Source organism: Streptomyces sp. NPDC079141 (genome assembly GCF_040686775.1).
GTDB lineage: Bacteria > Actinomycetota > Actinomycetes > Streptomycetales > Streptomycetaceae > Streptomyces.
The window spans coordinates 435432-455547 of the sequence record NZ_JBFBLP010000001.1 but is presented as its reverse complement, the minus strand read 5'-3'; the positions used below and the strand labels follow the sequence as shown (position 1 = coordinate 455547).

Sequence of the window (20116 nt, the reverse complement as noted above, 5' to 3'; positions counted from 1 at the left end):
GGCCACGGTCCTCCGGGGAAGAGGATCGGCACAGCGGGCGCCGGACAGGGCGTGGGAGTGCTAGGGGTCGCGCCGTACGAGCTCCCCGGGCCGTTCATGCGCGGTCAGCGTGTGCAACTGCGCCTGATCGAGGGGCTCGTGCACCTCCACGTACTCGCCGTGCGGCAGCCGCTTGATCACGCCCGTCTCGCGGCCGTGCAACACGCGCTCCTTGTCGCGGAGTTGGAGACCCAGGCAGATGCGGCGGGTGATGACGAAGACGGCCGCCGGGACGACGAACACCCCGATCCGGATCGTCCAGGTGACCACGTTGATCGACAGGTGCAGCCGGGTCGCGACGATGTCGTTGCCGCCGCCCGCCAGGAGCAGGAGGTAGAGGCTGATCCAGGACGCGCCGAGGGCCGTGCGGAACGGGCGGTTGCGCGGGCGGTCCAGGAGGTGGTGTTCGTGTTTGTCGCCCGTCAGCCAGGCCTCCAGGAACGGGTAGACGCCGATGAGGATCAGCAGGAGGGGGAAGACGAGGATCGGGATGAGGACGCCGAGGACGAGGGTGTGGCCCCACAGGTTGATCTCCCAGCCCGGCATGACGCGGACCAGGCCCTCGGCGAAGCCCAGGTACCAGTCGGGCTGGGCGCCCGTGGAGACCTGGTCGGCGCGGAAGGGGCCGTACACCCACACCGGGTTGATCGTCGCGACCGCGGCGATGACGGTGAGGGTGCCGAAGACCAGGAAGAAGAAGCCGCCCGCCTTCGCGAGGTAGACCGGCATGAACGGGGCGCCGACGACGTTGCGTTCGGTGCGGCCGGGCCCGGCGAACTGGGTGTGCTTGTGGTAGACGACCAGCAGGACGTGGGCCACTACCAGCGCCGCCATGATGCCCGGGATCAGCAGCACGTGCAGCGAGTAGAAGCGGGCCACGATGTCGTCGCCCGGGAACTCGCCGCCGAACACGAACATCGACAGGTACGTGCCGACGATCGGTACCGACAGCAGGGCGCCGTTGACGAACTTCAGGCCCGTGCCGGACAGCAGGTCGTCCGGGAGCGAGTAGCCGAACAGGCCCTCGAACAGGCCGAGGAAGAGCAGCGACCAGCCGAACAGCCAGTTGATCTCCCGGGGTTTGCGGAACGACCCGGTGAAGAAGTGCCGCATCATGTGCGTGAACATCCCGGCGATGAAGATCAGCGCCGCCCAGTGGTGCAGCTGCCGGATCAGCAGTCCGCCGCGCACGTCGAAGCTGATGTCCAGGGTGGAGGCGTACGCCTCGGACATGCGCACGCCGTTGAGCGGCAGGTAACTGCCCTGGTAGGTCACCTCGTTCATCGACGGGTGGAAGAAGAGCGTGAGGTACACGCCGGAGAGGATCAGGACCACGAAGCTGTACAGGCAGATCTCGCCGAGCAGGAAGGACCAGTGGTCGGGGAAGACCTTGCGCAGATACTTCCGGCCGAGGGTGTGCGTGCCCAGACGGCCGTCGAACCAGTCGGCGAGGCGTTCGCCCTTTCCGGGCGGTGCCACGGTGGTCACTGCTCCTCCTTGGGGACGTGCGTGAGCTTGTCGGGATTGGTGACGATGTAGACGTCCTGGACGCGGTCGCCGTCCGGCGTGAGGTCCATGACCATCACCGCGTACGGCGAGTCGCCCTCGAACAGCACCGCCGCGTCGTCGCCGTTGACCCGGCGGTAGCCCAGCTGGAGGTCCTGCGGGCCGCGGCGGCCCGCGTACCCGGTGAGCAGCCGGACGGCCTTGTCCCGGCCGTGCACCGGACGCAGCCCGGCCGGCTTGCGGTTGCCGCCGCCGTCCGTCCACACCGTGACGTCCGGCGCGAGGATCTCCATCAGTTCCGCGATGTCGCCGCCGAGCGCCGCCTGCACGAACCGCTCCGTCGCCGCCCGTCGCACCCGCGGATGTGCCCGGTACCGGGGCCGGCGCGCGTGCACATGGGACCGCGCGCGCCGCGCCAACTGCCGTACGGCGGCCGGGGTGCGGTCGATGATGTCAGCGATCTCGGTGTGCGGGTAGCCGAACACCTCGTTGAGGACGAACACCGCCCGCTCCAGAGGGGTCAGCGACTCCAGGACCACCAGCATCGCCAGCGACACGGACTCGGCGCGCAGGGCCGGGTCGTCGGCGCCGTCCTCGTCGCCGGCGGCGACCAGTGGCTCGGGCAGCCACGGGCCCACGTAGGTCTCCCGGCGGCGGGTGATCGCGGCGCGCCGGTGCAGGGCGTGGTTGACCGCGATCCGTACGAGGTACGCCCGCGGGTTGGCGATCCCGTGGTCGGGGGCGCCGCCGGCCCGGGCGGTCCACGACAACCAGGTCTCCTGCAGGACGTCCTCGGTGTCGGCGACGCTGCCGAGCACGTTGTAGACGACGCCGAACAGCAGCTCGCGATGGCCGACGAAGTGATCGGTCGCCTCGTCGAGCAGGCCGTCGGATTCGGGAAGGGGTATTTCGGACATACAGGGGCCTCCGCAGCGGTGCGCTCACACCTGCGACGGCCTTCGGGGGTCCGTGTGTGACATCGGAGGAGTGGAATGTGACCCACGTCTCATGGCCGGGTTGCCCGGGGTCCCGGTCTCGGTACCGTCTCGTGCCCCGTTTGACCTGGTGATATTTACGGTCAAGTACCCGCGCGGTACCGTGAGGGCATGCCAGCTCTCAACGTGGAGTTCAGCGACCGCGAGCTAGAGGACCTGCGGCAGATCGCCAAGGAACGCGGTACGTCCATGAAGGCCCTCGTCCGCGAGGCGGCGGCGGCCGACATCGCCCGGCACCGGGCGCTCCAGGAGGGCGCCGACGCCTTCCGCCGGTTCTTCGCCTCCCACGCCGACGAATTCGCGGCCGCCTTCCCCGACGACGAACCACCCGCCAAGGGCGAGGGGCGGGCTGCCTGACCGATGGCACCCGTCATCCATATCGACGTGCCCTGGCTGCTCCAGCGACACGAAGAGGTCCTGCCGGACCAGCCCACGATCAACGACTTCTCCGCGCTGGTCGCGGCCGTCGCCCGGCACCGCGTGGACCCGCCGCGCCTCGGCGTGGACTCCGACCCCGCCTGGCGGGCCGCCGCGCTGCTGCACACCCTCGCCCTGCTCAAGCCGCTGCCCTCGGCCAACGCGCGCTTCGCCTGCGCCACGGCCGTGTCCTACATGTTCGTCAGCGGCGTCGGCATCGACCCGCCCTACGGCGCCCTCGTCGACCTCGCCCGCGATCTGATCGACGGCAAGACCGACGTCTTCGGCGCGGCGGACCGGCTGCGTTCCTGGCAGATATGAGCGGGCCGGGAGTCGGGTCCCGGCAGATGTGAGGGGTGCCGGCAGGCAGTTCCCGGCAGATTTGAGGGCCGTCGCCCCGGCCGCCTCCCTCGGGGCCGCCGACCGAGGGCGGGAGGATCGGGGTCGGCGGCCCGTTCGCGCAGGAGAGCCGCCGTCCTGCGCGGGGCCTTCCGAGGGGCCGCTTCCAGTGGACTACGCGGCGGTGTGCGCCGGGAGCGTGCGCGCCGCTCCGGCGTGGGTGCGCGATTCACACGGGGCGCAGGGAATGACGAAAGCCAGTGCGAGTGGGCCGAGTTGCCGTCGAATCTGACTTTCTTTCAAAGGTGCTGATGTTGCTCAAGTGCCTTGTTGGGCAAGAGTGTTTTGTGCGAGGGTGAAGTGCCCGTGCGGGGGGTAAAAGCCGGGTCGCATTCGTCCGTGGGGGAACCGGGCCGAATGGGGGTTGGCGAATTCACGCTCCCCGCGTCCGGCGCCCAAAAGGTACGCACCAGGCAGAACTCCTTTTCGGCGGCCGGGACTTCTGTGTGTCACCTTTGCGTGGGAAGGAATCCGCTCAGTGCCCACCCCCCACCCCCCTCGCCCTCCTTACCCGCCGCCCGGCGGGCTTCCCGGGGATTCCGACGAAGGCCTCGCCGTCCTGCTGCGCGGCCGGCCGGACGGCGAGGCCGCCCAGTCCGTCGCCCTGCTGATGGCGCGGCACTGGCAGCCCGCCCAGGAGTACGCGGCGATCTGCCTCGCCTCCCGGGCGGACATCGCCACCATGGTCACCGCCGCCGCCTTCCACCAGGTCCTCAGCCGGCTGACCCTCGGCGAACCGGCCGTCGCGCTGCGCCCCCGCCTCCTGATGGCCGTACGGGACACCGTCCGGGACTGGGCGGCCGAGGAACGAATATCCGCGGTTCTGCCGGATCTCGGGAAACCGGCAGGGGGTCGCGGTATGCGGGCCGCGAAGTCCATGACGGCGGAAAACCGCAAGCTGGCCGGGCGTTCATTCCATGCCCTTCCCGGACTCTCCCGGTGCCTGCTGTGGCACACCGAGGTCGAGGCGGAGCCGATTTCCGTCCCCGCCGGGCTGCTGGGCATGGACACCGACACCGCGTCGGCCGCACTCGAACAGGCGCGTGAAAAATTCCGCGAGGGGTGTGTACATGCCCATCGGGAACTCGCGCCGACCAAGGATTGCCGGTTCTACAACCGCCTTCTCGACGTCCCCATTCGGCGGGGCGGAGCACTCCTGCCGGACGTCGAACAGCATCTGGCCCAGTGCCGCTACTGCCGCGCCGCCGCCGAACAACTGAGCCATTTCGAGGGCGGGTTGGGAAGTCTGCTCGCCGAGTCCGTGCTCGGCTGGGGCGCCCGCCGCTACTACGAGTCCCGTCCGGGCCGCACCCAGCAGGGCACCCGCACCCGAACCCGCGGCTCCGCCCGGCACGGCCGCGGCCGCCGACGGCTCCTGCCGCCGCACCTCGGCAGGGTGCCGGGCGGGCCCCGGGCCCTGCTCACCGGCGTGGGCCTGACCTCCGCCGGGCTGCTCGCCACGTTGCTGGCCGCCGGCGTGTGGTCGGACGACGACGGCACCGCCCCGGCCGCCTCCGGCACCGCCGTCCAGCACCCGCCCACGGTCTCCACCGCACCGCCCGGCACCGCCCAACTCCCCGTCCCGCCCCGGCGGACCGGACTGCGCAACGCCGGCGCCGACCTGTGCCTGGCCGTCCGGGGCGAGCCGCGCCGGGGCGCCGGGACCGAGCTCGCGGCCTGCTCGGCGGCGGCCGCGCAGCAGTGGTCGTACGAGAAGGACGGGTTGCTGCGCAGTGCGGCGGAACCGGAGTTGTGCCTGGACTCGCATGTGGACGCCGGCGTCGTCGTCCTCGGCCGGTGCGCCGACGAGGACGACGAGCGCGCCGACGACGTCCGCTACGACCTCACCGTGCAGGGCGAGTTGCTGCCCCGCTGGGACGAGCAGCTCGCGCTGACGTCGACCAACGGCGAGCCGGGCGCTGACATCGTAGTCAAGGTCCGCGACGACTCCGACGCACAGCGCTGGCTGGCCGAACCGGGGAGCTCGGCGGGCCCGGGCTCGCCGACGGCCACGGGCGGCGCGGCCCGGGTCGCCGACGGCCGGCTCTAGGCGACCACGTCCCGCGGCGGCCGGCCCGACAGATAGCCCGTCACGTTCTCCACGGCGGCCAGCGCGATACGGACGAGGGTCTCGCGGGTGACACCGCCGGCGTGCGGGGACAGCACGACGTTCGGGGCCCGGAGCAGGCGCAGGGCCGGGGTGGGCGGTTCGGGGTCGAAGACGTCGAGGCCCGCCCGGCCAGGGCGCCCTTCTCCAGCGCGTCCGCGAGGGCGTCCTGGTCGATCAGGGCGCCCCGCGCGGTGTTGACCACGAATGCCGTCGGTTTGAGCAGCGCGAGCCGGCCGGCGTCCAGCAGGTGCCGGGTCTCGTCGGTGAGGGGCGCGTGCAGGGAGACGTAGTCGGCGGTGCGCAGCAGTTCGTCCAGGGGGACCTGCCGGGCGCCACCGAACTCCTGCGGCCGCCGGCCCGCATGGACGACGGTCATGTCGAACGCGGCGGCCCGGCGGGCGACCTGCTGTCCGATGCGGCCCAGGCCCACGATGCCGAGCGTCTTGCCGGACAGCTCGGTGAGCGAGCCCCGGAGCCGGGGGAGCGCCCAGTCCGCCTCCACCAGCGCGGTGTGGGCGGGGATCAGCTGCTTGGCGAGCGCCAGCATGAGGGCGAAGGTCTGCTCGGCCACGTTCTGTGCCTCGGCACCGCTGGAGCCGATGGTGCACACCGGCACACCGCGGGCCCGGGCGGCGCCCAGATCGACGTAGTCGAAGCCGTGGCTCGCGCACTGCACCAGTTCCAACTCCGGTGCGGCGGCGAGGTGTTCGCCGGTCACCGGGGCCAGTGCGGTGATGATCACATGCGCGGTGCGCAGCGCGGCCGGGTCCTCGTCCGCCGTCTCGACGACGGTGACGTGCGCCTTGTCGGGGAAGAGCGCGGCGAGTCCGGATCCGATGCCGCGGCCGCCCACATGGGGTGCGATGACGGCGAGGACGTTCTTCACGGCGGTCATACGGTGTCCTCGACGAGGTCGGCGGGACCGACGGTGGCGGGACGGGCGTGCCCGGTCAGGGCGAGAGTGAGGTCCAGCTCGGCGAGCAGACAGCGGATCACATGCTCGACGCCCGCCTGCCCGTCGAGCCCCAGCCCGTACACGTAGGGCCGCCCGACGAGCACGGCCCGGGCGCCGAGCGCGAGCGCCTTGAAGATGTCGTCGCCCGTGCGCACGCCGCTGTCGAACAGCACCGTCAGCCGGTCGCCGACCGCCTCCACGACGCGGGGCAGCGCGTCGGCCGCCGCGACCGAACCGGCCACCTGCCGGCCGCCGTGGTTGGAGACGACGACCCCGTCCATCCCGGCGTCGGCCGCCGCCCGCGCGTCGTCCGGGTGCAGAATGCCCTTCAGCACGATCGGCCCGTCCCAGTTCTCGCGCAGGAACCCCAGGTCCGGCCAGGTCTTGGCGGGGTCGGCGAACATGCCCACGAAGTGCATCACCGCGGCGTTGGGGTCCTCGTGCACCGGCTTGGCCAGACCGGCCCGGAAGGCCGGGTCGGAGAAGTAGTTGGCGGTGCCCACCCCGTGCAGGAACGGCAGATAGGCCTGGTCCAGGTCGCGCGGGCGCCAGGCCAGCAGCGGGGTGTCCAGGGTGACGACGAGCGCGGTGAACCCGGCCGCCTTCGCCCGGTTCAGGAAGCTGCGGGCCACCTCCAAGTCCTTGGGCCAGTACAGCTGGAACCAGCGCTCGGCGTCCCCCATGGCCCCCGCGACCTGCTCCATGGAGGTGCTGGACGCGGAGGACAGGACGAACGGCACGCCCTGCGCGGCGGCGGCCCGGGCGGCGGCCGACTCGGCGTCCGGATGCATGATCGACAGCACCCCGACCGGCGCCAGCGCCAGCGGCGCGGGCAGCGCCCGGCCCAACACCTCGACGGACAGGTCCCGTTCGTGCACGTCCCGCAGCATGCGCGGCACGATCCGGCGCCGCTTCAGGGCGTCCCGGTTGGCGAGGGCGGTGCTGCCGTCCCCCGCGCTGCCCGTCACGTACCCGACCGGGCCGGGGCCGAGCCGCTGCTCGGTGAGCGCCTCCAGCCGGGTCAGATCGGTGGGCAGCCGGGGGACGGCTCCCGTCATGCCGTTGAGATAGATCTCGTACTGGAAGTCCGCCCAGTGCTTCGCCATCGGTACGTCCGCCTCTCGTCGCTGAGAACGCGCTGCAGACAGACCATACCGACCAGTAGGGAGGGGATGTGGATCAGGCCCGGGTCACGGACTCGTGCAGGATCCGGGCCAGTTCGCGCGGCTGCGAGAACATCGGCCAGTGGCCGGTGTCCATGTTCACCAGCTCCCAGCGCTCGCTCTTGAGGAGTTCGGCCGCGGCGCCCCATGGCTCGTCGCCGTCCAGGAGGCACTTGATGTAGGTGCCGGGCAGTTCATCGAGCGGGCGGGCCATGACCGCCGGTTCGGTGAGGGTGGCGCCGGGGTGCGGGGTGGCGCCCTTCACCAGCCGGGCCACCTGGTCGTCCGTCAGCCCCTGGCCGGCGAACTCGGCCGGGTCCGGGCACGGCCAGAAGCCGTCGTGCGCGGCGATGGCCTCCCGCACCGGGTCGCTCGGCCAGCCCGACAGGAAGGACTGCCCGTCGACCGCCACGTTGGCGTCGACGAGGACCACCCGGCCGACCCGGTCACCGAGCCGCACGGAGGCCTGGCCGACCGGGACACCGGCGTAGCTGTGCCCGACGAGGACGACCTCCCGCAGACCGAGCCGCTCGACCTCGTCGACGACGTCCTGGACGTGCGTCTGCTGTCCGGCGGGTGTGCCCTTCCTCTCGGCGAGCCCCGACAGCGTCAGCGGATGCGCGTCGTGTCCGGCGGCGTGCAGCTCCGCCGCCACCTCGTCCCACGCCCACGCGCCGAGCCAGGACCCTGCCACCAGTACGAAATGAGTCATGCCCGCAAACTAGCCGAGGGGTCTGACAACGGCGCCCCGGCGCCCGGGCCGGTGATCGGCGCCACCGGCACGTCGATCGTGCGGGCCAGTCGGGCGCCCTCGGGGCCGTGGACCGCCCGCGGTTCGGGGAACAGCCGCAGCAGTGCCAGGAACAGCACGGCGGCCGTGGCCATGGACAGCGGCAGGCTGATGTCGACGCCGCTGGCCAGGTCGCCGAACGGACCGACGAACTGGCCCGGGATGTTGGTGAAGAGGACGCCGAGCAGCGCGGACACCCACCAGGCGGTCATGCCCCGCCAGTTCCAGCCGTGCGCGAACCAGTAACGGCCACCGCGCTGACGGCGGTTGAAGACCTGGAGCGCCTCCGGGTCGTACCAGCCGCGACGGGTCCAGAAGCCCAGCATCATCACGACCATCCAGGGCGTGGTGCAGGTGATGATCATCGTGGCGAAGGTGGAGATCGACTGCACCAGGTCCAGGCCGAACCGCCCGACGAAGATGAACGCGATCGACAACGTGCCGACGAGCACCGTCGCCTGTACCCGGGACAGCCGCGGGAAGACCGAGGAGAAGTCGAGCCCGGTGCCGTACAGCGCGGTGGTCCCCGTCGACATGCCGCCGATCAGCGCGATCAGGCACACCGGCAGGAAGAACCAGCCCGGCGAGATCGCCAGCAGCCCGCCCACGAAGTCAGGGGCGGCCGGATCGACGTACTCCGGCGCCTTGTTCGCGATGATGCTCGCGGTGGCCAGGCCGAAGACGAACGGCAGCAGCGTCGCGATCTGCGACAGGAACGCGGCCCCGACCACCTTGCGGCGCGGCGTGCTCGCCGGGATGTAGCGCGACCAGTCGCCGAGGAACGCGCCGAACGACACCGGGTTGGACAGCACGATCAGCGCCGCGCCGATGAAGGACGGCCAGAACAGGGACTGTGTCGCCGCGTCCGCGGAGTCCGTGAACACCCCCGCGTACGACGGGTCGAAGTCGCCGGCGAAGGCCACCGCGCCCAGCACGAACAGCACGCTCGCCGAGATCACGGCGACCTTGTTGACGAACAGCATGAAGCGGAAGCCGTACACGCACACCGCGAGGACCAGCACCGCGAACAACGCGTACGCCACCGAGTAGGACAGGTTGCCGCGCTGGAGCCCGAAGAGCCGGTGTGCGCCGCCGACCAGGGCGTCGCCGGAGCTCCACACCGAGATGGAGAAGAACGCGACGGCCGTCAGCAGGGAGAGGAAGGAGCCGACCACGCGGCCGTGCACGCCGAGGTGGGCGGAGGAGGAGACGGCGTTGTTGGTGCCGTTGACCGGTCCGAACACGGCCATCGGGCACAGGATCAGGGCGCCCGCCACGACCCCGAGGAGGGTGGCGGCGAGCCCCTGCCGGAAGGAGAGGCCGAACAGGATGGGGAAGGCGCCGAGGACGTAGGTGGAGAAGGTGTTGGCGCCGCCGAAGGCGAGCCGGAACAGGTCCAGTGGGGTGGCGGTGCGGTCGGCGTCGGGGATGCGGTCGACGCCGTGGGTCTCGACCTCGGTGAGGGAGGGGGACAAAGGGGGCTCCAGCGGGGGCGATGCGGTGGAGCGCGTGGTGGCGCCGTGGGGACGAACGGCCGGCGGTGCCGCAGGGGTGCGCGGCGGGGCGGGGAACCGTCCTTCAGGGGTGAGCCGACGCTACGGCGCGGGCAACACCCCTGCCAGAGGACGTTTCATCCATCTTCCGCTTCGTCGGTGGGCGAATCGGCCACCTCCTCCAGGTCCGGGCCCTGGGAGCGCACTCGTTGGACGTTCTCCAGGGACTCGCGCAGTTCGGTGAGCCAGTCGTCGGTGTGCCGCTGGACCAGGCGCACGCACCAGGCGAGGGCATCGCTGCGGCTGCGGGCGACGCCGCCGGCGATGAGGGTGTCGAGGACCTGCCGTTCGGGCTGGCGCAGCCGGGTCATCACGGGCGCGGCGACATGGGTGAACAGGGCGCGCTCGGCGCCGCACTCCACCCCCCAGGAGACCTTCCGGCGGAACCGGTGCTCGGCCTCGCGCGCGACGGCGATCCGGGTCTCCCGGGTGCGCTCCCGGAACTCCTGGATCCGCCCCTGCACGGCCGCGTCCCGCTCGGCGTCCGAGACGTCCTCGGCGAGCCGCGGGCCGGGGATGCGGCCGATCACGGTGATCTCCTCGCGGTCGACCGTCACCTCGGTCAGCTGCTCGAAGAGGTCGTCGGGCAGGCGGCCGGCGAACCAGCCGCGCAGTTTCTCTCGCTGCTCGTTCGTAATCATGTAATGACGATTACTCGGCACGACCATGAACACAAGGGGGTGGGGAGGAATCGGCCGAGGGCGGAATCGGAATGTTTCAGGCCGATTAAAGAGCGCGTGGAAACCGGCCACTTGGCTGCTCCGGGCGATCAAGATCCGCCCAGTTGAGGGGTTGGAACGTTCGAATTCCGTTACTTCGCGCCACTGATTCAACACGCAAGGTTACTGAAACCTGTGGGTCGGATGTGTGTTCCGGCGACGGAGTCGGCAGACTCGCGCTCGCTGGTTCCGGCCCGACCGGGCGTGGTTCCGGCACACCCCCGATCTGAGCGGAAGGATGCACACAATGCGGAACACCGCGCGCTGGGCAGCGACTCTCGGTCTGACGGCCACCGCCGTCTGCGGACCCCTTGCCGGGGCCGCCCCCGCCGCCCCCGCCTCGCTCTACGCCCCCTCGGCGCTCGTGCTCACCGTGGGGCACGGTGAGAGCGCGGCCCTCGCCCTCCCGGAGCGGGCCGTCACCCTCTCCTGCGCCCCGACGCCGACCGGCACGCACCCGGCGGCCGTCGAGGCCTGCGCCGAACTCCGCGGCACCGGAGGGGACTTCGACGCCCTGGAGGCCACCGAGGGCGTGCTGTGCACCCGGGAGTACGACCCCGTGGTCGTCACCGCCGAGGGCGTCTGGCAGGGCCAACGCCTCTCCTACGAGCGGACGTTCTCCAACGAGTGCATGCGGAACTCCCTCGGAGCGAGCGTCTTCGCGTTCTGAGGGGCCGGGATCGCACGGTTCCCGTGAGGACGTGCAGCGGCCCGTAGCTGGGGAGTGCGAGCCCTGACACGGGACCTGCGATCTCGCACCGAGGGCCGGCCGGGCGGAGTGGGGCCGCCCGGCCGGCACCTCGGATCACTGTCATGCGCGGCCGGTTTGTGCCGTCGATCGGCTGCGGCGCTGCCGCGACGTGTCAGGGTCGGCCGGTCAGGTAGCCGCCCATCGAGGTGAAGTACTCGGTCGCGGGCAGCTCCCGGCCGTCCTCGGTGCGGACGCGCGTGATGGCCAGGCCGTGGTTGCGGCCCGTGCGGGCGTCGGCTCCGGCGACGATCACCACGCCGTCGCCCTCGCGGTAGAAGATGCGGCCGGGCGTGCCGCCGTACCGTCCCTCGGAGACGAACGCGGCCAGCACCTCCAGCCGCCGGCCCTTGTGGAAGGTGAAAGTGCTGGGGTACGGCTCGGACTGGGCGCGGACCAGGCGTTCGAGGTCCTCGGCCGGCCAGGTCCAGTCGATGCGGCTGTCCTCGATGGCCCGCTTGTGGAAGAAGCTCGCCTGCGAGCGGTCCTGCCGGGTGAACTCCGTCTGCCCGGAGGCGATGAGGCCGAGCGCGCCGATGGTGACGGGGGCGATGAGGTCGACGGTCTTGTGGAAGAGGTCGGTGGCCGTGTCCGTCGGGCCGACCGGTACCGCCTCCTGCCGCACGATGTCGCCGGCGTCGAGTTCGTCGTTCATCATGTGCGCGGTGACACCGACTTCGGTCTCGCCGTTGATCAGCGCCCAGATCAGCGGGGAGAAGCCCGCGTACTTCGGCAGCAGCGAATCGTGCACGTTGAGCGTGCCGTGGCGCGGGAGGCCGAAGATGCGCGGCGGGATCCACGTCCGCCAGTTGTTGGCGACGATGATGTCCGGGTCGGCCTCCTTGAGGCGCTCGAACAGCTCCTCGTCGTCGGGGCGGTTGCGGATCAGCACCGGGACGCCGTGTGCCTCGGCGAGGTCGGCGACCGAGTCGCTCCAGATCTTCTCGTAGGCGTGCTCGCTCTTGGGGTGCGTCACCACCAGCACCACGTCGTGCTCGGAATCCAGGAGGGCTTGAAGGGTGCGGTGCCCCCAGGTCTGGTAGCCGAACATGACGACCCGCATGCGGTTCCTCCTCAGCGCAGGGACTGACCAGCGCCAGTCAGTAAAGCAAGGCTTACCTAAGTGCGCAACGGCGCTCACTGGGGCGCGTGTTGGGAGGCGGCGCGCCCCCTCGTGCCCGTTTTGCCTATCGACAGTCCCGCGGGATCAGCTTAGCCTTACCTAAGTTTTGGGCCGCTGCACTTTGGTGCGCCCTCCCGCGCTCGACAAGCGGCCGCCGCGCACGCCGGCCGCCCCGCACGATGGGAGTGACATGGCACAGGCTCTTCCCGGCGATGCACCACTGATCCACGATCTTCTGGGCGTCGGCTTCGGGCCGTCGAACGTGGCCATGGCGGTCGCGATCGGCGAGCACAACGCACGCGTCGGCGGGCAGGAATCGGTCGCCGCCCACTTCTTCGAACAGCAGCCCCGCTTCGGTTGGCACCGCGGCATGCTGATCGACGACGCGACCATGCAGGTCTCCTTCCTCAAGGACCTGGTGACGCTCCGGAACCCGGCCAGCGAGTACAGCTTCCTGTGCTACCTGCAGAGCAAGGGACGGCTGATCGACTTCATCAACCACAAGAACCTCTTCCCGCTGCGGGTGGAGTTCCACGACTACTTCGAGTGGGTCGCGGCCAAGGTCGACGACATGGTCTCCTACGGCCATGAGGTCGTCGGGGTCGCACCCGTGCTCCGCGACGGACGTGTGGACCACCTGGACGTGACGGTCCGTTCGGGGGAGGGGCTCGCCCTGCACCGCGCCCGCAACCTCGTCATCGGCACCGGTCTGCGACCCCTCATGCCGCAGGGCGTGGAGCGCGGCGACCGCGTCTGGCACAACTCCGAACTGTTAGCGAAGGTCGAGGGGTTGACCGGCACCTCGCCCTCCCGGTTCGTCGTCGTGGGCGCCGGGCAGAGCGCCGCCGAGAACGTCGCCTATCTGCACCGACGCTTCCCGCAGGCCGAGATCTGCGCCGTCTTCTCCCGCTACGGCTACAGCCCGGCCGACGACAGCAGCTTCGCCAACCGCATCTTCGACCCCGCTGCGGTCGACGAGTTCTTCACCGCGCCCGAGGACGTCAAGCGCAGACTGATGGACTACCACGGCAACACCAACTACTCCGTGGTGGACATCGACCTGATCGACGACCTGTACCGGCAGATGTACCAGGAGAAGGTCCTCGGTACCCAGCGGCTGCGCTTCCTCAACGTCTCCCGCGTCACCGGTGTCGAGCAGACGCCGGACAAGGTCCGTGCCACGGTGCACTCCCTCGTCACCGGCGAGGAGACCCAACTGGACGCCGACGTCGTGGTGTTCGCCACCGGCTACAGCCCGGCCGACCCCCTCGGGCTCCTCGGCGAGGTCGCCGACCGCTGTCTGCGCGACGACGAGGGCCGCGTCCGCGTCGAACGCGACTACCGCATCGCCACCGACCCCGAACTGCGCTGCGGTATCTATGTGCAGGGCGGCACCGAGCACACGCACGGCATCACCTCGTCGCTGCTGTCCAACACCGCGATCCGGGTCGGCGAGATCCTGGACTCGATCCTCGACCGGGACCGGAAGTCCGCCTACGACACGGCCCGCCCGGTCGCCGACGGCATCGGAAGCACTGCCCGCTAGCAGGTCTGGACGAGGGATAACGTACGTCGACATGGGCACGACCGCACTTGAACGCCCCGCGTCCAGGGGCACAACTGAGGCCCGTCGGCCGCGGGTTGTGGGTTTGGGCACGCTGGTGGTGATCCTGCTGACCGTGGGAGCCGTGTCGTTGGCCGTCGGTGCGCGCGCGTTGAGTCCCGCCGAGGTGTGGCACGGGCTGTTCGCGGCGCCGGAGTCCGACCAACGGCTCACCGAGATCAGGCTCATCGTGCAGACCGTACGAGTGCCCCGGACGGTGCTCGCGATCGTGGCGGGCATCGCCCTGGGCGTCGGCGGCGCGCTGATCCAGGGGTACACACGCAACCCGATCGCCGACACGGGCCTGCTGGGCGTGAACGCCGGCGCGTCGTTCGCCGTGGTGTCGGTGATCGCCGTGTTCGGGTTCTCCAACCCCTTCCAGTACGTCTGGTTCGCCTTCCTGGGCGCGGCGGTCGCCGGCGTCGTCGTGTTCGGCCTTTCGAGCATCGGGCGGGGCGCCGGCAATCCGCTGACGCTCGCCCTGGCCGGGCAGGGGATCACGGTGTTCCTCGCCGCGATGACCACGGCGGTCTCCCTGTCGGACCAGGCCGCGCTGAACGCACTGAGGTTCTGGAACGCGGGCTCCGTGGCCGGTGTCGGGTTCGACGTCATCTGGCCGGTGACCGCGTTCATCGCGGTCGGGCTGGTGCCGGCCCTGGCCACGCTGCCCGCCCTCAACCTGCTCAACCTGGGCGACGACGTGGCACGCGGACTGGGCGTGAACATCGCGCTGAGCCGGACCGTCGGCATCGTCGCCATCACCCTGCTGGCGGGCGCGGCGACCGCGGCCTGCGGCCCCATCGCGTTCCTCGGGCTCATGGTGGCCCACGTGGCCCGTTACCTGACCGGGCCGGACTACCGCTGGCTGGTGCCGTACGCGGGTCTGCTCGGAGCGGTCGTCCTCCTGGTCTGCGACATCGTGGGGCGTGTGGTGGTGCGGCCGAGCGAGCTGGACGCGGGTGTCGTCGTCGCCCTGCTCGGCGCCCCGTTCTTCGCGGGCCTGGTGTGGCGCGGAAAGTTCAGGAGCGCATGAACGGGACAGAGGTGAAGCCGTCGGTGGCGCCGGGCGTGCGGCTCGGCCAGATGTCGTTCGTGTGGCGGCCCTGGATGGTCCTGGTCGCGCTGGTGCTGGCGGCGGCGGCCTTCCTGGTGTTCTGCGTGTCGATCGCCGTCGGGGACTTCCCCATCGGCCTGCCCCAGGTGATCGCCACGATCCTCGGCCGGGGCGAGCAGGTCGACGAGTTCGTCATCATGGACCTGCGGATGCCACGGGCCCTGGCCGGGCTCGTCGTGGGCGTGGCGCTCGGGGTGTCCGGGGCGATCACGCAGTCCATCGCGCGAAATCCCCTGGCCAGTCCGGACGTTCTGGGCATCACCGGCGGTGCCAGTGCGGTCGCGGTGTTCCTGGTGACGGTGTCGGGCGGAGCCTCCGCGGCGATCACGGACTCCGTGGGCCTGTCCGCGGCGGCGCTCATGGGCGGCCTCGGTACGGGCCTGCTGGTGTACTTCCTGGCCTGGCGGCGCGGGATCGACGGACTGCGGCTCATCCTCATCGGCATCTCGGTGAGCGCGGTGATGGAGGCCATCACGACCTGGCTGCTGGTCACCGCCGACATCAGGGATGTGGCGCTGGCCCAGGCCTGGTTGGTGGGCTCCCTGGACGACCGGTCGTGGGGCGAGGTCCGGATCGCGCTGTGGGGCACGCTCGTTCTGCTCATCGTGGTGTCGTGCGCGGCGTTCCAGTTCAAGCCGATGCACTTCGGCGACGAGGTCGCCGCGGGCCTGGGCGTCCGCTACGCGGCGGTGCGGGCGGTGCTGCTCCTCTGCGCGGTCCTGCTGGCCGGCGTGGCGGTGAGCGCGGCGGGCCCGGTGCCCTTCGTGGCGCTGGTCGCGCCGCAGGTGGCGATGCGACTGGCGAGATGCCCGACGCCGCCGATGGTCGCCTCCGGCCTGGCGGGAGCGGTGCTGTTGATCGGCTCGGACCTGGTCGCGCGCACCGCACTGCCGATCACGCTTCCCGTCGGTGTGGTCACCGCCGCGATCGGCGGCCCCTTCCTCGTTTATCTGCTGGTGCGGGCGAACCTCAGATAGATGATGCAAAACTTAGGCAAGCCTAAACAAAGGGGGGCCGCGTGGTCGCTCAGAACATCACCGAGGCCGAGTCCGGGGTCGACTCCGCGGCCGGTGACGTCTCACGGCTGGCGGCCAGGGGCGTCACGGTCGGGTACGGCGGCCGGATGGTCATCGACGATCTCGACGTGGCGATACCGCCCGGGGTGATCACCACGATCATCGGCCCCAACGGCTGTGGGAAGTCGACCCTGTTGAGGACCCTGTCGCGGCTGCTGAAGCCGGCCAGGGGGACGGTCGTGCTGGACGGCGAGGACATCGGCAGACTCAGGACCCGGGACGTGGCGAAGAAGCTCGGCCTGCTGCCGCAGGCGCCGGTCGCTCCGGAGGGGCTGACGGTGGCCGACCTGGTCGCCAGGGGCCGCCATCCGCACCAGAGTTGGCTGCGCCAGTGGTCCTCGGACGACGCCGCCGTCGTAGAGCGCGCGCTGGCCATGACCGGGGTGTCCGAACTGGCCGACCGTGCCGTCGACTCGCTGTCCGGCGGGCAGCGCCAGCGCGTCTGGATCTCGATGACCCTGGCCCAGGGCACCGACCTGTTGCTGCTGGACGAGCCGACCACCTACCTGGACCTGGCGCACGCGATCGATGTGCTCGACCTGGTGGACGACCTGCACGAGTCGGGCTGCACCGTGGTGATGGTGCTGCACGACCTCAACCTGGCCACGCGCTACAGCGACAACCTCATTGTGATGAGGGAGGGTTCGATCCTGGCGCAGGGGCACCCGCGGGACGTCGTCACTGCCGAGCTGCTGCACGAGGCGTTCGGCCTGCGGGCCCATGTGATGGACGACCCGGTGGGGGACCGGCCGCTCGTCGTGCCGGTCGGTCGCACACACGTCCAGTCCAACTCCCAAGGAAACAAAGGGAGTTAGGCTAGGCTAACCTCATTTTTGTCGGTAAGGTTTGCCTGCCCTTAGAACGAGGCGCAATGGACAGTGCGAAAGCAAGGGATTGCGGATGCTCCTCCATAGAACGGCTCTTCTGAAGCCCTGGCGGCGGGTGGCGGCGGTCGTGTCCGCCGCGGCCCTCGGCGTCGGCCTCCTCGCGGGATGCGGTTCCGACTCGGACTCCGACTCCTCGGAACCGGCAAGCGACAACAAACCGGCCGCCGCCGGCGCGTTCCCGGTCACCGTGGAGCACGCGTTCGGATCCACGAAGATCGACGAGGCGCCCGAGCGGGTCGTCTCCGTCGGCTACACCGACGACCAGACCATCCTGGCGTTCGGCATCAAGCCGGTCGGCATGGTCGACCAGTACCCGAACCCGGCGGGCCAGAGTCCCGACATCAACACCCAGTGGCCCTGGGTGAAGGACAAGTGGGGCGACACCAAGCCCGAGGTCATCATGAAGAACGGTGACTCCGGCCCCAACTACGAGAAGATCGCCGCCCTGCGGCCGGACCTGATCATCGCGGTCTACTCCGAGATCGACCAGGCCGCCTACGACAAACTCTCCAGGATCGCCCCGACGGTGGGCCGCACCAAGACGGAGAAGGAGCCGTTCAGCGCGCCCTGGCAGGACAACGCACTGCACATCGCCACGGCACTCGGCAAGGCCGAGGAGGGCGAGAAGATGGTGGCCGACATCCAGGCCCAGCTCGACACGGCCAAGAAGGACCACCCCGAGTTCGCCGACCAGACCGCCGTCGCCCTGTCCTGGTACGAGGACTCGGTCGCGCCGTTCACCTCCACCGACGTACGCGGACGACTCGTGTCCGGCATCGGCTTCCAATACCAGACCGAGATCGACAAGGTCGCGGACGGCAGCTTCTACACCAAGCTGTCCCCCGAGCGCATCGACCTGGTCGACGTCGACCGCATCTTCGTGATCAACGACAAGGCGGACACGGAAGCGCTGAAGAAGTTCAAGCTGTTCGCCAACCTGGACGCCGTGAAGAACGGCAAGGTCTCCTACCTGCTGGACAGCGAGGGCCCGGCGGTCGGCGCCGCCATCTCCCAGGGCACGCTGCTGTCCATGCCGTACGCGGTCGACGAGCTCGTCAAGTCGGCCGGGTAGGTGTGAGCACGACCGACACGCACGTCGCCCCGGCGGCCCTGCGTACGGCAACCGGACGCGAGGCCACGCGATGGGTCGCGGCCCACTGCCGCGATGTGCCCTGGCTGACCTGGGCCACCGTGCTCACCACGGTGGCCGGGGCGGCGCTCCAGGTGCTCCCCGTGCTGCTGCTCGGCCGGGTGGTGGACGGGGTCGTCGAAAGCGAACCGCGCTCGATCCTCGTCACCATCGGGGTGCTGATGGTGGCCGCCGCTCTGCTCGGCGCGGCGGCCACCGCGGTCTCCACCTACCTGATCGGCCGGCTGGGCGCGGATCTGCTCGCCCGGCTGCGGGAGGGCGCCGTCCGGGCCGTCCTGGGCATGCCCAGCGCACGGATCGAACAGGTCGGCCGGGGAGACGTGCTCTCCCGGGTCGGTGACGACGTGGCCGTCATCTCCAAGGGCATCCGTACGGCCGTCCCCACCATCTTCGCCGCGGGCGTCCTGGTCGCCATCGCCACGGTCGGCATGTTCGGCCTCGACTGGCGGCTGGGCCTCGCGGGCGCCGGCGCACTGCCCGCGTACGCGCTGGCCCTGCGCTGGTACCTGCCGCGCTCCGCCCCGCTCTACCGCAAGCAGCGCGTGGCCCAGGCCGACCGCGCGCAGGCGCTGATCAGCGGTCTGAACGGGATCGACACGGTCCGGGCCTACCGCCTGGAGGGCGCCTTCCGCGAGAAGGTCACCGAGGAGTCGTGGCGGGTGCGCGACCTCGGGATCGAGGTGTTCCGGTTCTTCGGCCGGTTCGTGGGCCGGGAGAACCGCGCCGAGTTCATCGGGCTGGTCCTGATCATCGTGGTGGGCTACGCCCTGCTGGAGGCCGACGCCGCAAGCCTCGGCGAGGTGTCGGCGGCCCCGCTGCTGTTCCACCGGCTGTTCACCCCGCTCGGCCTGATCATGTTCACCTTCGACGAGGCGCAGAAGTCGGGCGCGAGCCTGACCCGGCTGGTCGGCGTGCTGGGGGAGCCCGCCGAGGAGCGGCTGGTGGGCGACGCGGCCGTCACACCGGTGGACGCCGCACCGCTGCCGGTGACGGTGCAGGGGCTGACCTTCACCTATCCCGGCACCGAGGAGCCGGTCCTGCGCGACGTCGACCTGAAGATTCCGGCAGGCGGTTCGCTTGCGCTGGTGGGGGCCACGGGCGCGGGCAAGACGACCCTGGCCGCACTGATCGCCGGCATCGGGACCCCCGACACCGGGTCGGTGCGCATCGGGCCGACCGACCTCGCCGGACTGGACGAGGCCGGGGCGCGGGCCCTGGTGAGCATCCTGACGCAGGAGACACACGTCTTCTCCGGTCCGCTCGCCGACGACCTGCGGCTCGCCGCGCCGGAGGCGACCGACGCCGAACTGAGGGACGCGCTTCGCACGGTCGGCGCCGACGGATGGGTGGACGCACTGCCCGAGGGCCTGAACACCCTGGTCGGCGAGGGTGGGGAGCGCCTCGATGTCACCAAGGTGGCCCAGATCGCCCTGGCCCGGCTGGTACTGGGCCGGGCACCGGTGGTGGTGCTCGACGAGTCGACCGCGGAGGCGGGCAGCGAGGGCGCCGCCGAGCTGGAGCGGGCCGTGCTCGCCGCGTGCGCGGGCCGGACCACGCTGTTCGTGGCGCACCGGCTGACCCAGGCGATGACGGCGGACCGGATCGCCGTACTGGACGCGGGGCGCGTCGTGGAACAGGGCACGCACGACGAGTTGGTGGCCCTGGGCGGCCGGTACGCACGACTGTGGCGGGCCTGGCGCGAGGGAAGTTAGGCAAGTTCCGAGTCGGTGAGGGTTGGTTGAGGCCAACCCTCGCTTCTGGAAGGGGCA

The 20116-nt window shown here is 70.8% G+C and carries 17 protein-coding genes and 1 pseudogene; 10 read left to right on the top strand and 8 right to left on the bottom strand.

The features are described 5' to 3' along the window. Positions 1-60: 60 nt before the first annotated feature. Both AB0Q90_RS02115 and sigJ read right to left on the bottom strand, forming a co-directional pair. Positions 61-1518, bottom strand: coding sequence for a cytochrome bc complex cytochrome b subunit (locus AB0Q90_RS02115; protein WP_363164741.1), 1458 nt, complete (start codon positions 1516-1518; stop codon positions 61-63). 5 nt (positions 1519-1523) lie between these two features. Next, positions 1524-2462 carry an RNA polymerase sigma factor SigJ gene (gene sigJ, locus AB0Q90_RS02110; protein ID WP_363164725.1) on the bottom strand — a complete coding sequence of 313 codons (939 nt, stop codon included), beginning with the start codon at positions 2460-2462 and terminating at the stop codon, positions 1524-1526. Positions 2463-2651: 189 nt separating this feature from the next. On the opposite strand from sigJ, the gene AB0Q90_RS02105 reads away from it, so the two are divergent. The 3 genes from AB0Q90_RS02105 (at position 2652) to AB0Q90_RS02095 (ending at position 5406) form a co-directional block, all read left to right on the top strand. Beyond that, positions 2652-2897, top strand: coding sequence for a hypothetical protein (locus AB0Q90_RS02105; protein ID WP_186282340.1), 246 nt, complete (start codon positions 2652-2654; stop codon positions 2895-2897). A 3-nt stretch (positions 2898-2900) separates the two neighbouring features. Further along, a complete protein-coding gene (locus AB0Q90_RS02100) occupies positions 2901-3278 on the top strand; it encodes a toxin Doc (RefSeq protein WP_363164724.1) in 378 nt (125 codons plus the stop codon). Between the two features lie 556 nt (positions 3279-3834). Then, positions 3835-5406 carry an RICIN domain-containing protein gene (locus AB0Q90_RS02095; RefSeq protein ID WP_363164723.1) on the top strand — a complete coding sequence of 524 codons (1572 nt, stop codon included), beginning with the start codon at positions 3835-3837 and terminating at the stop codon, positions 5404-5406. Here AB0Q90_RS02095 and AB0Q90_RS02090 read toward each other — a convergent pair. The 5 genes and pseudogenes from AB0Q90_RS02090 to AB0Q90_RS02070 form a co-directional block, all read right to left on the bottom strand. Beyond that, positions 5403-6208: pseudogene (locus tag AB0Q90_RS02090) on the bottom strand (NAD(P)-dependent oxidoreductase). The gene AB0Q90_RS02095 and the pseudogene AB0Q90_RS02090 sit on opposite strands and share 4 nt — an antisense overlap. A gap of 149 nt (positions 6209-6357) precedes the next feature. After that, a complete protein-coding gene (locus tag AB0Q90_RS02085; RefSeq protein ID WP_363164722.1) occupies positions 6358-7527 on the bottom strand; it encodes a lactate 2-monooxygenase in 1170 nt (389 codons plus the stop codon). A 73-nt stretch (positions 7528-7600) separates the two neighbouring features. Continuing rightward, the gene (locus AB0Q90_RS02080; protein WP_363164721.1) at positions 7601-8296 is read right to left on the bottom strand and encodes an alpha/beta hydrolase; all 696 of its coding nucleotides are present in this window, start codon (positions 8294-8296) and stop codon (positions 7601-7603) included. After that, positions 8293-9849 carry a cytosine permease gene (locus AB0Q90_RS02075; protein WP_363164720.1) on the bottom strand — a complete coding sequence of 519 codons (1557 nt, stop codon included), beginning with the start codon at positions 9847-9849 and terminating at the stop codon, positions 8293-8295. The genes AB0Q90_RS02080 and AB0Q90_RS02075 overlap by 4 nt, the downstream gene beginning before the upstream one ends. Positions 9850-10004: 155 nt before the next feature. Beyond that, positions 10005-10568 (bottom strand): hypothetical protein, encoded by a 564-nt coding sequence (locus AB0Q90_RS02070; protein WP_363164719.1) that lies wholly within the window; start codon positions 10566-10568, stop codon positions 10005-10007. Positions 10569-10893: 325 nt separating this feature from the next. Here AB0Q90_RS02070 and AB0Q90_RS02065 point away from each other — a divergent pair, with 325 nt between their 5' ends. Further along, positions 10894-11316 (top strand): subtilase-type protease inhibitor, encoded by a 423-nt coding sequence (locus tag AB0Q90_RS02065; protein WP_363164718.1) that lies wholly within the window; start codon positions 10894-10896, stop codon positions 11314-11316. 193 nt (positions 11317-11509) lie between these two features. On the opposite strand, the gene AB0Q90_RS02060 is transcribed toward AB0Q90_RS02065, so the two are convergent. Next, the gene (locus AB0Q90_RS02060) at positions 11510-12457 is read right to left on the bottom strand and encodes a methionyl-tRNA formyltransferase (RefSeq protein WP_363164717.1); all 948 of its coding nucleotides are present in this window, start codon (positions 12455-12457) and stop codon (positions 11510-11512) included. Between the two features lie 250 nt (positions 12458-12707). On the opposite strand from AB0Q90_RS02060, the gene AB0Q90_RS02055 reads away from it, so the two are divergent. From AB0Q90_RS02055 to AB0Q90_RS02030, 6 genes are all read left to right on the top strand, one after another. Beyond that, positions 12708-14063, top strand: a complete 1356-nt coding sequence (locus AB0Q90_RS02055; RefSeq protein WP_363164716.1) for a lysine N(6)-hydroxylase/L-ornithine N(5)-oxygenase family protein — start codon at positions 12708-12710, stop codon at positions 14061-14063. Between the two features lie 31 nt (positions 14064-14094). Next, positions 14095-15153 carry an iron ABC transporter permease gene (locus AB0Q90_RS02050; RefSeq protein WP_363164715.1) on the top strand — a complete coding sequence of 353 codons (1059 nt, stop codon included), beginning with the start codon at positions 14095-14097 and terminating at the stop codon, positions 15151-15153. Then, positions 15150-16211, top strand: a complete 1062-nt coding sequence (locus tag AB0Q90_RS02045) for an iron ABC transporter permease (RefSeq protein WP_363164714.1) — start codon at positions 15150-15152, stop codon at positions 16209-16211. The genes AB0Q90_RS02050 and AB0Q90_RS02045 overlap by 4 nt, the downstream gene beginning before the upstream one ends. Before the next feature lie 41 nt (positions 16212-16252). Beyond that, on the top strand, positions 16253-17125 hold the full coding sequence (locus AB0Q90_RS02040) for an ABC transporter ATP-binding protein (RefSeq protein ID WP_363164713.1): 873 nt from the start codon (positions 16253-16255) through the stop codon (positions 17123-17125). 85 nt (positions 17126-17210) lie between these two features. Continuing rightward, positions 17211-18269 (top strand): iron-siderophore ABC transporter substrate-binding protein, encoded by a 1059-nt coding sequence (locus tag AB0Q90_RS02035; RefSeq protein WP_363164712.1) that lies wholly within the window; start codon positions 17211-17213, stop codon positions 18267-18269. Between the two features lie 2 nt (positions 18270-18271). After that, positions 18272-20059 carry an ABC transporter ATP-binding protein gene (locus AB0Q90_RS02030; RefSeq protein ID WP_363164711.1) on the top strand — a complete coding sequence of 596 codons (1788 nt, stop codon included), beginning with the start codon at positions 18272-18274 and terminating at the stop codon, positions 20057-20059. Positions 20060-20116: the final 57 nt, after the last annotated feature.